This window comes from Nocardia sp. NPDC055165, from assembly GCF_053606985.1.
On the sequence record NZ_JBSGSS010000015.1, the window covers coordinates 47,099 to 60,088 of the forward strand.

Here is a 12,990-nt window from a genome sequence, read left to right on the forward strand (position 1 = left end):
GACTGCTCCGCCCGGCCATCAGCTGAACGGTGGGAGTTCGTCGGCCCGCAGCGACGCCCGTCCAGCCGCTCGCCAGGCGCGGGCCGTGAGGTCGAGGTCCTCGTCGGTCACCAGATTGCCCATCACGCGAACCGCCGTGCGCTGCAGATACTTCGAGCGCATCACCGGCGGCCCCCCGAGTGGGACCATCCTCGGCTGGGTGGCCAGGCCGGCGAGCCTGCGCGCCACGGAGAAGGTGCGTCCGTAGTGGTCACGCAGCAACTGCGGCCACGCTTGGCTCAGATCGGGTTCGTCGAGCAGGTCCGCGAGCATGTGCCCGCCTTCCAGGCCGTAGTCGATGCCTTCGCCGTTGAGCGGGTTCACGCAGCCCGCGGCGTCACCGACCAGCACCCAGTTCGGGCCCGCCACGTTCGACACCGCGCCGCCCATCGGCAGCAGCGCCGAGGCCACCGCGCGTAGTTCACCCTCGAGCTCCCATTCCTCGCGACGCAGCTGGGTGTAGTGCTCGAGCAGCGGCTTGAGGGCGACGTGCGAGGGCCGCGCCTCGGTGGCCAGCGAGCCGACGCCGATGTTCACCTCGCCGTTGCCGAGCGGGAAGATCCAGCCGTAGCCGGGGACCAGCTCGTCGGCGGCATTGCGCAGCTCCAGATGCGAGGAGATCCACTGATCGTCGCTGCGACCGGACTTGATGTAGGCGCGGGCCGCGGTCCCGTAGGCGTAGCGGCGATGCCAGGTGCGACCCAGCTGTTTTCCGACGGGGGAGCGCACGCCGTCGGCCACCACCAGTACCCGGCAGCGCACCGTGTGGGTGGCCGCGCCGATCCGCACCATCACCCCGGTGACCCGCTCACCCTCGCGCAATACCTCGGTGACCTTCGCGCCGTCGACCATCCGCGCACCGGACTTGATCGCGGTCTCGCGCAGTTTGTCGTCGAGTTCGGTTCGTGGAACCGCACTTCCGTACGTCGGGAACGACCCACCCGGCCACGGCAGCAGCGCTTCCTTGCCGAAGCCCGCCATCCGCAGGCCGTGGTTCACGGTGTGCGCGCGCAACCATTCGCCGAGACCCAGATGTTCCAGCTCGGCGGTGGCGCGGGGCGTCAGCCCGTCACCACACGTCTTGTCGCGCGGGAAAACCGCCGAATCGAGCAGGAGCACATCGCGTCCGGCGCGCGCGGCCCACGCCGCCGACGCGGAACCGGCGGGTCCTGCCCCGACGACCAGCACCTCGACGGTGGCAGGCAGCGGCGCGTGGTCGGCAGGGGTGAGATCCGGTGAACCCATGGCTCAATACTGGCACTGTCGGCCGCTGTGCGAGAGTGTCGGGTACACCGGGAATTGTCACTGTGTGACGGGGTTCATCGGCCATAGTGCCGGGACACGCTAGGTTGCTACCCGTCGGGGTCGGACGCATCGCTGGGAGAAGATAATGAGCACATCGGCTGTGAGCGACGAAAGCACCGTGGTTGCCGGGGTAGATCTCGTCGATCCCGAACTCGCCGTCACCGTGCGCGACGGACTGGCCGCGGTCGAGAAACTGCTCGTCGACGAACTCTCCGACGGTGAGGAATTCCTCCAGGAGGCGGCGCTGCACCTGGCCAGGGCGGGCGGCAAGCGGTTCCGGCCGCTGTTCACCGTGCTCACCGGCCAGCTCGGACCCAATCCGACCGACCCGGCGCTGATCACCGCGGGCACGGTCGTGGAACTCGTGCACCTCGCGACGCTCTACCACGACGACGTCATGGACGAGGCGACGCAGCGTCGTGGCGCGGAGAGCGTCAACTCGCGGTGGGGTAACAACATCGCGATCCTGGCGGGCGATTACCTGTTCGCCCACGCCTCGCGCCTGACCTCCACCCTCGGCCCCGACGCGGTCCGCATCATCGCCGAGACCTTCGCCGAGCTGGTCACGGGCCAGATGCGGGAAACCATGGGCGCCAAGCAGACCCAGGACCCCGTCGAGCACTACCTGCGCGTGGTGTGGGAGAAGACCGGCTCGCTCATCGCCGCCGCGGGCCGTTTCGGCGGCACCTTCTCCGGCGCGGGACTCGAGCACGTGGAACGCCTGGCGCGCCTCGGCGACGCGGTCGGTACGGCGTTCCAGATCTCCGACGACATCATCGACATCTCATCTTCGGCCGAGCAGTCGGGCAAGACGCCGGGTACCGACCTGCGCGAAGGCGTGCACACCCTGCCGGTGCTCTACGCCCTGCGCGAGACCGGCGCCGACGGCGACCGCCTGCGCACCCTGCTGGCGCGCCCGCTGGAAACCGACGCCGAGGTCGACGAGGCACTGGAACTGCTGCGCCGCTCGCCCGGCATGGCGCTGGCCAAGGAAAAGCTGGCCGAATACGCCGACCTCGCCGATACCGAACTCGCCGCGCTTCCGCCCGGCCCCGCCAACGATGCCCTCACCCGCCTCGTCCGCTACACGATCGAACGCGTCGGCTGACCAGGAACCAACACCACCCGGCGCACGTTGTCCTGTCGCGACGAAATAACAGATTTCGACAGCACATGGGTAACTCGCCGGGTACGCCCAGAACCGTTCCCGTTGTCCACCGCAGGCCTGATGCCTGACGAACGCAGCGCCTGACGACCGGCACAAGGCGCGGGGAGGCGGAAATGCCCAATGGGATCAAGACGTTCGGTTTGATGGTGGGGATGTCGGCGTTGATCGTCGCCATCGGGGCGATGTTCCGCAGCCCGACGATCCTGATCATCTCGATCGTGCTGGCCATCGGCATGAACGCCTACGCCTACTTCAACAGCGACAAGCTGGCCTTGAAGGCGATGCACGCGCAACCGGTGAGCGAACTGGAGGCGCCGGTGATGTACCGGATCGTGCGCGAGCTCGCGACCACGGCGCGCCAGCCGATGCCGCGGCTCTACATCAGTCCCACCAGCGCCCCCAACGCGTTCGCCACCGGCCGCAATCCGCGCCACGCCGCGGTCTGCTGTACCAGCGGCATCCTGCAATTGCTCGACGAGCGCGAGCTGCGCGCGGTCCTCGGCCACGAGCTGTCCCACGTCTACAACCGCGACATCCTGATTTCGTCGGTGGCGGGCGCGATGGCCTCGGTCATCACCGGTCTGGCGAACATGGCGTTCTTCGCGAGTTCGTTCGGCAGCAGAGACGGCAACGGACCGAACATCATCGGTGTGCTGCTGGTCTCACTGCTCGGGCCGATCGCGGCGGCCCTGATCAAGATGGCGGTCTCGCGATCGCGGGAGTACCAGGCCGATCAGTCCGGCGCCGAGCTCACCGGCGACCCGCTGGCCCTTGCCTCGGCCCTGCGCAAGATCGAACGCGGCGTCCAGGCGGCCCCGCTGCCGCCGGACCCCAAGATCACCAGCGAATCGCATCTGATGATCGCCAACCCGTTCCGCGCGGGCGACCGCGTCGCCCGCTGGTACTCCACCCACCCCCCGATGGACGAGCGCATCAAGCGTCTGGAGGAGATGGCCGGCGGCACTCATCACCACTGAGTGCCGCCCACACCGGACCTATCGGTAGTTGACGAACTGCAGGGCGATTCCGAAGTCCTCGCCCTTGAGCAGCGAGATCACTTCCTGCAGGTCATCACGCTTCTTGCTGCTGACCCGCAGCTCCTCACCCTGGATCTGCGCCTTGACGCCCTTGGGGCCCTCGTCGCGGATCTTCTTCGAGATCTTCTTCGCCTTCTCGGTATCGATACCCTGCACCAGCGTGCCGGTGATCTTGAAGATCTTGCCCGACGGCTGCGCCTCGCCGGCGTCGAACGCCTTCAGCGAGATGTCGCGACGGATCAGCTTCTCCTTGAAGACGTCGAGTGCCGCCTGCACCCGCTCCTCGGCATTGGCGGTCAGCACGATGGCCTCCTCGCCCGACCATGCGATCGACGCATCGGTGCCCTTGAAGTCGTAGCGCGAGTTCAGCTCCTTCTCCGCCTGATGCAGAGCGTTGTCGACCTCCTGTCGATCGACCTTGCTCACGACGTCGAATGACGAATCAGCCACACTGCGCTCCTGTCCTGTGAAGGTCCGGCGAACTCCGGGGCCGGGATGTGCCGGCCACCGAGACAGTTGTACCCGCATCGGGGGACGACCGGTGCTCGCAGGGGGTCTGTGCAGGCGTTTTGATAGTCCGGGTGGGTACGTTGTAAGCTGCTCAGCGCACCGGAAACGGCGCACACGGCAGATTGCCCGAGCGGCCAATGGGAGCGGACTGTAAATCCGTCGGCTTATGCCTACGTAGGTTCGAATCCTACATCTGCCACATCGAACCCCCGTCGATCATGAAGATCGGCGGGGGTTCCTTGGTTCTGCGGGTTGTTCTCGCGCGGATCCGGGTAGCCTCCATGTGAGCAGGGTCGGAACCAGCGATCTGTACCCGTGAAAATGCCCTTTGAGCTGCCGATTTGGTGCTCTGGCCGGGGAGTGTGTAATCTCGTTCAGGACGCCGGAGCACGGGGTCACGCTGATCGGCTTGCCGATACAGACTCTGTGCCACGTAGTCATGCCCCCTTAGCTCAGTCGGTAGAGCGTTTCCATGGTAAGGAAAAGGTCAACGGTTCGATTCCGTTAGGGGGCTCGCCGGATTGCCGGTGGTGAGCGGCTTACCGCGGCATCATCGGGATATTAGTCCGCCGTGGCGGTGTAGCTCAGTTGGTAGAGCAAACGACTCATAATCGTTGTGTCGCCGGTTCAAGTCCGGCCATCGCTACCAATTTCAACTCAGCCCAGACCGGAAAGAAGGCAAATCGTGGCCGCGAAGTCCACCGATGTCCGGCCAAAGATCACCTTGGCCTGCGACGAGTGCAAGCACCGCAACTACATCACCAAGAAGAACCGGCGTAACGACCCGGATCGCCTCGAGCTGAAGAAGTTCTGCCCGAACTGCGGAACTCACCGGGCGCACCGCGAGTCGCGCTAGTTTTCAGAAACATCTGCCGAAGGCCGGACGAGAGTCCGGCCTTTGTGCTTTTCCCGGGAAGTTCATGGAAAGTTCGGGGCCGATACAGTACCCGGACGCATCACGTTTTACACCGGTCGACTTCGGTGCTGTCTTACGAGTGAGTAAGGTCCACGTTGTGACAGTGAACACCGGAACTCACGAAGCGGTCCCTGCCGCAGCCGCCGAAACCTTCGATCCCGCCGCCCATGCGGCATCGATGGTCGGCCACCACTACCGCGTCGACGACTACTACGAGGTCGGCCGCGAGAAGGTGCGCGAATACGCCCGTGCGGTGCAGGATTACCACCCGGTGCACTGGGAGGAAGACATCGCGCGCGAGTACGGCCACCAGGGTCTGCTCGCCCCGCTCACCTTCATCTCCCTGGTCGGCATCCTCGCCCAGCGCAAGCTGTTCGAACGGATCGTGACCGGCTACGACCTGAGCCAGATCATGCAGACCGATCAGATCCTGGAATTCCACCGCCCGATTCGGGTCGGCGACCAGTTGACCTGTGATGTGTATCTGCATTCTTTCCGGCAGGCCTTCGGTGGCGACATCATCGTCACCAAGAACATCGTCACCGCGCAGGACGACGAACTGGTGCTCACCACCTACACCACCCTGATCGGCCGCAGTGGCGGCGACATCGATCCTCGGATGTCGGACGCGGTCCGCAACGTGCTGATGCACGGACTCGGCGAGGAGGAGCCCGCCCACCACGCGCCGGCCGAGCTGTCCGTCGGGATCACCCCGGTCACCAAGCAGCCGGAGCCGACGGTCAGCGTGCACGCCCTGTCCTTCGACAGCGTGTCGGTCGGCGACGAGCTGCCCGCCCGCGTGGCGCGACTCACCCGCGGCGACCTCGTCAACTACGCGGGCGTGTCCGGCGACGCGAACCCGATCCACTGGAGCGACGAGGTCGTGAAGCTGGTCGGCCTGGACAACGTGGTCGCGCACGGCATGCTCACGATGGGGCTCGGCGGCGGTTTCGTCACCTCGTGGCTGGGCGATCCCGGCGCGGTGAAGGAATACAACGTCCGCTTCACCAGCCCGGTCTACGTCGGTTCCGATGTCCCGGCGGAGGTCGAATACACCGGCAAGGTGAAATCGGTCGATCCGCAGACCCGCACCGCTGTTGTCGCCATCACGGCGAAGTCGGCGGGCAAAAAGATCTTCGGCCGCGCCACGGCAACCGTTCAGCTGTCCTGACCTGGTCGAGTGTCCCGGATTGGCGATAACCGCGCGCGGTGACGTATAGTCGGGTCTCTGGGGTCACGAGATGCTGCGCGCTGATCTTCCCGAGGGGTTATCTCCTCATGGAAGCGGCGCGCGTGTTGTGTGACACTGGAGACAACTGAATATCGAATGTGGTTGGGCATTACGGCTCAGGCTGGTCCAACCGAAGGGGCGTAGCTCAATTGGCAGAGCAGCGGTCTCCAAAACCGCAGGTTGCAGGTTCAAGTCCTGTCGCCCCTGCCCTGAATGCCAGCGACGAGAGAGGATCGACGTGAGCGACGAGCGGGATACTCGCGGCGAAGACAGCGAGGACACCGCCGCTGCCACTCGACCGAGTGGCAAGCGGTCTGCTCGTCGTGTGCGCGCGTCGGATGCTCCGGCAGACAACGGATCGGTGGCCACGCTCGATCGGCCGTCGGCCTCGCGCAAGGCAGACAAGACCGCCGGTAAGGCAAAGACGGGCAACCCGTTCAAGCGGCTGCTCAAGTTCCTGCGAGAGGTCATCGCGGAACTGCGCAAGGTGATCTGGCCCAACCGGAAGCAGATGGTCACCTATACGGCCGTCGTTCTGGTGTTCGTGGTCTTCATGGTCGCGTTCATCGCCGGGATCGACGTGGCGTTCGTCAAGGGTGTCGACTGGCTGTTCGGCTGATCGCCGACACCCACGCCGGTAGCCGATCGCGGGTCGGAACGGCGGAGTGTGCCTCCGCGCACCCGACCCGGCCCAGAGGATGTACGTGACGACACAGGAAGCGAGTGCCTCAGTGAGCACCCCGGAGAACGACACCAACGACGAGTTCCCGGTTGACGACGCTGTCGTGGCGGAAACCGCCACCGACGAGGTCGAGGCCGCCGAGCTCGCCGATGCCGAAGAAGCCGCTGCCGACGAGGTCGTCGACGAAGCCGTGATCGAAGAAGTCGCCACCGAGGACGACCCCGAGGCCGACCCGATCGAGTCGATGAAGACCAAGCTGCGCCGCGTGCCCGGCGACTGGTACGTCGTGCACTCGTACGCGGGCTACGAGAACAAGGTCAAGACCAACCTCGAGACCCGCGTGCAGAACCTCGGACTCGAGGACTACATCTTCCAGGTCGAGGTGCCGACCGAAGAGGTCACCGAGATCAAGAACGGCCAGAAGAAGAACGTCAACCGCAAGGTGCTGCCGGGCTACATCCTGGTCCGGATGGAACTGAACAACGAGTCGTGGGGCGCTGTGCGCAACACCCCCGGCGTCACCGGTTTCGTTGGTATGACCGGCGGTGGCCCCGGCGCCAAGCCGACCCCGCTGACCATCAACGAGGTCGTGAAGTTCCTGGTCCCGGCCGGTGCGCAGGCGCAGAAGAAGGCCGCCGCGGCCGCTGCCGGTGGTTCGGATACCGGTAGCGCGGCTTCGGGCAAGCCCACCATCGAGGTCGACTTCGAGGTCGGCGAGTCGGTCACCGTCATGGACGGCCCGTTCGCGACGCTGCCCGCCTCGATCTCCGAGGTCAATGCCGAGCAGCAGAAGCTCAAGGTGCTGGTGTCGATCTTCGGTCGCGAGACCCCGGTCGAGCTGAACTTCACCCAGGTTTCCAAGATCTAGGATTTCCACACTCGCGTCAACGGCACCGCTCACCGGCGGTGCCGTTGGTGTTTGTGCTGGTCACCACCCGATTGCTGGGTCGTGTGGCAGGTCCGGTAGAGTGTGATGGTTCGTGTTCTGACTTCCCCGCAGTACTTGTCGGGGCCTAGTCGTGCGCGAATACGAGGCTTACGGCAACCGTAAGGAACCGAACCCCAGAAAGCCAAGGAAGAAAGATGCCCCCCAAGAAGAAGAAGCTCGCCGGGATCATCAAGCTGCAGATCCAGGCCGGCGCAGCCAACCCGGCACCGCCGGTCGGCCCCGCGCTCGGTCAGCACGGCGTCAACATCATGGAGTTCTGCAAGGCGTACAACGCCGCGACCGAGTCGCAGCGTGGCAACGTCATCCCGGTCGAGATCTCGGTGTACGAGGACCGGACGTTCGACTTCAAGCTGAAGACCCCGCCTGCCGCTCGTCTGCTGCTCAAGGCCGCCGGTGTGCAGAAGGGCTCCGCTGAGCCGCACAAGACCAAGGTCGCGAAGGTCACCATGGACCAGGTCCGGGAGATCGCCAAGACCAAGGCCGAGGATCTCAACGCCACTGATCTCGATCAGGCCGCGAAGATCATCGCCGGTACCGCGCGTTCGATGGGTATCACCGTCGAAGGCTGAGCGAATCTCGCTCTCATGTGGGAGGGCCGGCCAGGCCCGACAACCACATCTGAACTCGAAACTTTAAGGACAGAAAATCATGGCAAAACGAAGCAAGGCGTACCTCGCCGCTGCTGAGAAGGTCGATCGCGACAACCTGTACTCCCCGCTGGCCGCCGCGCGCCTGGCGAAGGAGACCGCGACCACCAAGACCGACGCGACCGTCGAGGTCGCCGTCCGTCTCGGCGTGGATCCCCGCAAGGCCGACCAGATGGTCCGTGGCACCGTCAACCTGCCGCACGGCACCGGTAAGACCGCTCGCGTCATCGTGTTCGCCGCGGGCGAGAAGGCTTCCGAGGCTGAGGCCGCAGGCGCCGACGCCGTGGGCGCCGAGGACCTGATCGAGCGGATCCAGGGCGGCTGGCTCGACTTCGACGCCGCGATCGCCACCCCGGATCAGATGGCCAAGGTCGGCCGCATCGCGCGTGTCCTCGGCCCGCGTGGTCTGATGCCGAACCCGAAGACGGGCACCGTCACCAACGATGTGACCAAGGCCGTCAACGAGATCAAGGGCGGCAAGATCAACTTCCGCGTCGACAAGCAGGCCAACCTGCACTTCGTCATCGGCAAGGCGTCCTTCGACGACGCCAAGCTGGTGGAGAACTACGGCGCCGCGCTGGACGAGATCCTGCGTGTGAAGCCGTCGACCGCCAAGGGTCGCTACGTCAAGAAGATCACGGTTTCGACGAACACCGGACCGGGCATCCCGGTGGACCCGAACCGCACCCGCAACCTCCTCGACGAGGATGCGTGAGCTTCGGCTGACAGCTAGCTCCTGAGAGCAACACGAGGGTGGGAACGCACAGCGTTCCCACCCTCGTGGTTTTTCGGGGGACTAATCGCCCCGGCATCCCGGTTGCGCACAGGTGTGACCAGGATTCTGCTGATCTCCGGTAGCACCAGAGCCGGATCTACCAATACCGCCGCCCTCCGCACCCTGGCCGGGCTCGCGCTCGACGGGATGCGCGCAGACCTCTATACCGGCCTGCGTGACCTGCCCGCTTTCGTTCCCGGCGACGATCCGGACGACTATCCCGCGGTGGTCGACCTCCGCGCCGAGCTCGCCACCGCGCACGCGGTGCTCATCTGCACCCCCGAATACGCGGGGACGCTGCCCGGCAGCTTGAAGAACCTGCTCGACTGGACCGTAGGTACGGCGGACCTGTACGAGAAGCCCACGGCCTGGTTGTCGGTGGCCCAACCGGGCCGCGGCGAGGGTGCGCTGGACACGCTGTCCACGGTGCTCGGTTACGTCGGCGCCGATGTCGTCGAGCGGGCGTGTCTGCGAGTGCCGGTGCTCGGCGCCGAGGTCGACGAGGACGGGCTGGTCGCGGATCGGGAGTTCGCGCTGAACGCGTCGATCGCACTGATCGAGCTGGCTGCTCATCTGCGTCGAATCGGAGTGTGACGTGCGCGCACCGGGCCGCGACAGCCCGGTGCGCGTGCGGTCAGTTCTTCGCCTCGGTGTCCTCGGTCTCGCGCCAGCCGAGCAGTACGGACTCTCCGTCATGCGGCCGCCAGGGCAGGAAGATCGCCACGATCACCGCGCAGACGAGCACCGCGACGGTGGCGACCAGGGACGCGGCGTGGGCGCCCTGGAGCGTCGCGGCCTTCATGGCGACGATCAGGTTCTCGCGTTGGGTCTCGAAGAACGGCGCGAGCTCACGTTTGCGCAGTTCCAGCACGCTCAGTGGACTGGCCTTGACCAGGCTCTTCTCGTTGTCGTTCATGATGCCCATCGGGATGGCGTCGATGCGTGCGCCGATCCGGCTGGTGTAGTACGAGGCCACGATCGAGCCGAGCACCGCGACACCGAGCGTGCCGCCGATCTCGCGGGTCGTGTCGTTGACCGCCGAACCCGCCCCCGCCTCGTTCAGCGGCAGCGAGGACATGATCGATTCGGTGGCCGGTCCCTGCACGATGCCCAGACCCAGCGCCATCAACACCATCGAGGGCAGCACGCCGATCAGGTAGCTGCTGTCGACGGTGACCTGTCCGCCGAGGTAGAGGCCCGCGCCGATGAGTAGCAGGCCGATCACCAGTACCGCGGTGGTACCGACCCGTTGTGCCAGCAGCGTCGCGACCGGTGCGCCGATGGCGACCGAGAAGGCGAACGGCAATGAGGCGATACCGAATTCGAGCGGGGTGTATTCGCGCACGCCCTGGAAATACTGGGTGATCAGGAAAAGGAAACCGAACATCGAGAAGTAGCCGATGGCGATTGCCAGCGCGGGCAACGAGAATCGGCGGTTGCGGAACAACCGCATGTCGAGAATCGGTGCGGCAGTGCGCAATTCCCAGGTGACGAAGGCGGCGAGCAGAACGGTGCCGAGCGCCGCGGTGCACAGTGTGGTGAGCGAGAGCCAGCCATTGTGCGGCGCTTCGATGATCGACCACACCAGCAACGTGATCCCGGCGATCGAGAGCGCGATACCGACGAGATCGAGCTTGCCGATGTGGTCGGCGCGCGATTCGGGCACCCAGATCAGCGTCGCGACCAGTGCGACCAGCGCCACCGGCACGTTGATCCAGAACACCGAATGCCAGCTGAAATGTTCGAGCAGCCAGCCGCCGGAGATCGGGCCGATGGCGATCGCGAACCCGGCCATCGCGGTCCACGCGGCGATGGCCAGCGCGCGTTCGCGCCGGTCGGTGAAGATATTGATGATCAGGGCGAGGGTGGCGGGGAAGACCGCGGCGGCGAAAACGCCCATCGCGGCTCTGGCGACGATGACCTGCGTCATCGTTTCGGCGAGTGCGCCGCCGACCGACATCACCGCGATGCCGACGAGGCCGATGGTCATGATCCGGCGGCGGCCGTATCGGTCGCCGAGGTTGCCCGCCGCCAGCAGCAGGCCGGCGAAGGTGAGGGTGTAGGCGTCGACGACCCACTGCAGGCCGGAGACTCCGGTCCGTAGCTGGACGCCGATCGAGGGAAGAGCGACGTTGACGATGGTGTTGTCGAGTACCACGAGCAATTCGGCCAGACAGATGACGGCGAGCGCGAGAAACCGCTGCGAACGCCGGTCCAGCAGCACTGATGGAGCGACTATGGAGGTTGCCATAGCATTGGAGTGAACCAGATTACTGTCACCCTGCGTAACACCTTCTCGATAGGATCACTGACACATTGTGTTGCCGAAGTGGTCTGCGTCACATCGAATCCGGCTGAATCGGACCGGGGGATACCCGTTTTGGCAGATGGGGGGAGGTGCAGGTACAGTGGTCAACGGTCATGCGGGATGTGCATACATCCGGCGAAGACCACACCCATTCGTTCTACCGAAGACCGTTGGTCGTTGATGCCGAATTTCACGGTGTCGATCGAAGGTCCGGCGACATTGCCGGCGACCCACGCAGGGAGAGCTGAGGCCGAAGATATTTTGCGCCCCGGTACGCCTTGCGTCCGGGGCGTTCGTTTTGTCGCCGGCCCCTGATTCGGTAGTGCACCAACGAAACCGACATCAGAGAGGAGGCGAAGTATGGCGAAACCTGAAAAGGTCACCGCTGTCGCGGAGATCGCGGAGCAGTTCAAGAACTCCACGGCCACTGTTGTCACGGAATACCGTGGCCTGTCGGTCGGCAAGCTCACCGAGCTGCGTCGTGCGCTCGGCGCCGACGCCACGTACTCCGTCGCCAAGAACACCCTGGTCAAGATCGCTGCCGGCGAAGCCGGTGTGGCGGGTCTCGACGAGCTGTTCGTCGGCCCGACCGCTATCACCTTCATCCAGGGTGAGCCGGTCGATGCCGCCAAGGCGCTCAAGCAGTTCGCCAAGGACAACAAGTCCCTGGTCATCAAGGGCGGATACATGGACGGCCGCGCGCTGTCCGTGTCCGAGGTCGAGCGTATCGCTGACCTCGATTCGCGCGAGGTGCTGCTGGCCAAGCTGGCCGGTGCGTTCAAGGCCAAGCCTTCGCAGGCTGCCGCCCTGTTCGCCGCTCCCGCTTCGCAGGTCGCCCGGCTCGCCCAGGCGCTGCTCGAGAAGCGCACGAGTGCCGAAGGCGCTCCTGCTGCCGAAGAAGCACCCGCGGCTGACGCCGAATAAGACATCTATTACCCGCCTCGGGGTGCGTATGCGCTGCGAGGTACACCACGAAAGGAACCACCATGGCAAAGCTGAGCACCGAAGAACTGATCGGCGCCTTCAAGGAGCTGACCCTGCTCGAGCTCGCTGAGTTCGTCAAGGTCTTCGAAGAGACCTTCGACGTCACCGCCGCTGCCCCCGTCGCCGTCGCGGCCGCCGGTGGCGCTGCTCCGGCCGAGGCTGCCGAAGAGCAGGACGAGTTCGACGTCATCCTCGAGGGTGCCGGCGACAAGAAGATCCAGGTCATCAAGGTGGTCCGTGAGATCGTCTCGGGCCTGGGCCTGAAGGAAGCCAAGGACCTGGTCGAGGGCGCCCCGAAGCCGATCCTGGAGAAGGTCGCCAAGGATGCCGCCGAGGCCGCCAAGGCGAAGCTCGAAGAGGCCGGCGCCAAGGTTTCCGTCAAGTAATTCGGAACCAGTGCTGTTGTGAACGGGCGGTCCTTTCCGGGCCGCCCGTTTGC

Annotated in this window: 14 protein-coding genes and 4 tRNA genes; 15 read left to right on the forward strand and 3 right to left on the reverse strand. The window is 65.4% G+C overall.

Annotation, left to right across the window (positions count from 1 at the left end):
• Positions 1-18: 18 nt before the first annotated feature.
• The gene (locus tag ACWFRF_RS26885; RefSeq protein WP_452452845.1) at positions 19-1,284 is read right to left on the reverse strand and encodes a geranylgeranyl reductase family protein; all 1,266 of its coding nucleotides are present in this window, start codon (positions 1,282-1,284) and stop codon (positions 19-21) included.
• Positions 1,285-1,429: 145 nt separating this feature from the next.
• Between ACWFRF_RS26885 and ACWFRF_RS26890 the strand changes: the two genes are divergently transcribed.
• Together ACWFRF_RS26890 and htpX are read left to right on the forward strand one after the other, a co-directional pair.
• A complete protein-coding gene (locus ACWFRF_RS26890; RefSeq protein WP_378634250.1) occupies positions 1,430-2,452 on the forward strand; it encodes a polyprenyl synthetase family protein in 1,023 nt (340 codons plus the stop codon).
• Positions 2,453-2,625: 173 nt separating this feature from the next.
• A complete protein-coding gene (gene htpX, locus ACWFRF_RS26895; protein WP_379317529.1) occupies positions 2,626-3,489 on the forward strand; it encodes a zinc metalloprotease HtpX in 864 nt (287 codons plus the stop codon).
• 18 nt (positions 3,490-3,507) lie between these two features.
• Here the strand turns inward: htpX and ACWFRF_RS26900 are convergent, their stop codons facing one another.
• The gene (locus ACWFRF_RS26900) at positions 3,508-3,999 is read right to left on the reverse strand and encodes a YajQ family cyclic di-GMP-binding protein (RefSeq protein ID WP_378634254.1); all 492 of its coding nucleotides are present in this window, start codon (positions 3,997-3,999) and stop codon (positions 3,508-3,510) included.
• Positions 4,000-4,175: 176 nt separating this feature from the next.
• Here ACWFRF_RS26900 and ACWFRF_RS26905 point away from each other — a divergent pair.
• The 11 genes from ACWFRF_RS26905 to ACWFRF_RS26955 all read left to right on the forward strand — a co-directional run bounded on the left by ACWFRF_RS26905 (position 4,176) and on the right by ACWFRF_RS26955 (position 9,853).
• Positions 4,176-4,258, forward strand: a tRNA-Tyr gene (locus ACWFRF_RS26905).
• A gap of 242 nt (positions 4,259-4,500) precedes the next feature.
• A tRNA-Thr gene (locus ACWFRF_RS26910) sits at positions 4,501-4,573 on the forward strand.
• Positions 4,574-4,632: 59 nt separating this feature from the next.
• Positions 4,633-4,708, forward strand: a tRNA-Met gene (locus tag ACWFRF_RS26915).
• Positions 4,709-4,744: 36 nt separating this feature from the next.
• Complete coding sequence (rpmG, locus tag ACWFRF_RS26920) at positions 4,745-4,915, forward strand: 50S ribosomal protein L33 (protein ID WP_056814348.1); 171 nt, start codon at positions 4,745-4,747, stop codon at positions 4,913-4,915.
• A 163-nt stretch (positions 4,916-5,078) separates the two neighbouring features.
• Positions 5,079-6,146, forward strand: coding sequence for a fused (3R)-hydroxyacyl-ACP dehydratase subunits HadA/HadB (locus ACWFRF_RS26925; protein ID WP_379315329.1), 1,068 nt, complete (start codon positions 5,079-5,081; stop codon positions 6,144-6,146).
• Between the two features lie 194 nt (positions 6,147-6,340).
• Positions 6,341-6,413 (forward strand) — tRNA-Trp (locus ACWFRF_RS26930).
• A gap of 31 nt (positions 6,414-6,444) precedes the next feature.
• Positions 6,445-6,825: a preprotein translocase subunit SecE gene (gene secE, locus ACWFRF_RS26935; protein WP_378990968.1), complete on the forward strand. Its 381-nt coding sequence runs from the start codon at positions 6,445-6,447 to the stop codon at positions 6,823-6,825.
• A 112-nt stretch (positions 6,826-6,937) separates the two neighbouring features.
• The gene (gene nusG / locus ACWFRF_RS26940) at positions 6,938-7,756 is read left to right on the forward strand and encodes a transcription termination/antitermination protein NusG (protein ID WP_452452959.1); all 819 of its coding nucleotides are present in this window, start codon (positions 6,938-6,940) and stop codon (positions 7,754-7,756) included.
• A gap of 215 nt (positions 7,757-7,971) precedes the next feature.
• Positions 7,972-8,406 carry a 50S ribosomal protein L11 gene (rplK, locus tag ACWFRF_RS26945; RefSeq protein ID WP_019049397.1) on the forward strand — a complete coding sequence of 145 codons (435 nt, stop codon included), beginning with the start codon at positions 7,972-7,974 and terminating at the stop codon, positions 8,404-8,406.
• 79 nt (positions 8,407-8,485) lie between these two features.
• Complete coding sequence (rplA, locus tag ACWFRF_RS26950; RefSeq protein ID WP_301903705.1) at positions 8,486-9,199, forward strand: 50S ribosomal protein L1; 714 nt, start codon at positions 8,486-8,488, stop codon at positions 9,197-9,199.
• A 114-nt stretch (positions 9,200-9,313) separates the two neighbouring features.
• Positions 9,314-9,853 carry an NADPH-dependent FMN reductase gene (locus tag ACWFRF_RS26955; RefSeq protein WP_378990966.1) on the forward strand — a complete coding sequence of 180 codons (540 nt, stop codon included), beginning with the start codon at positions 9,314-9,316 and terminating at the stop codon, positions 9,851-9,853.
• A 40-nt stretch (positions 9,854-9,893) separates the two neighbouring features.
• On the opposite strand, the gene ACWFRF_RS26960 is transcribed toward ACWFRF_RS26955, so the two are convergent.
• The gene (locus ACWFRF_RS26960) at positions 9,894-11,510 is read right to left on the reverse strand and encodes an MFS transporter (protein WP_378990963.1); all 1,617 of its coding nucleotides are present in this window, start codon (positions 11,508-11,510) and stop codon (positions 9,894-9,896) included.
• 417 nt (positions 11,511-11,927) lie between these two features.
• Between ACWFRF_RS26960 and rplJ the strand changes: the two genes are divergently transcribed.
• Both rplJ and rplL read left to right on the forward strand, forming a co-directional pair.
• The gene (gene rplJ, locus ACWFRF_RS26965; protein WP_062988862.1) at positions 11,928-12,491 is read left to right on the forward strand and encodes a 50S ribosomal protein L10; all 564 of its coding nucleotides are present in this window, start codon (positions 11,928-11,930) and stop codon (positions 12,489-12,491) included.
• A 62-nt stretch (positions 12,492-12,553) separates the two neighbouring features.
• A complete protein-coding gene (gene rplL, locus ACWFRF_RS26970; RefSeq protein ID WP_194826830.1) occupies positions 12,554-12,937 on the forward strand; it encodes a 50S ribosomal protein L7/L12 in 384 nt (127 codons plus the stop codon).
• The last annotated feature ends 53 nt before the right edge of the window (positions 12,938-12,990 follow it).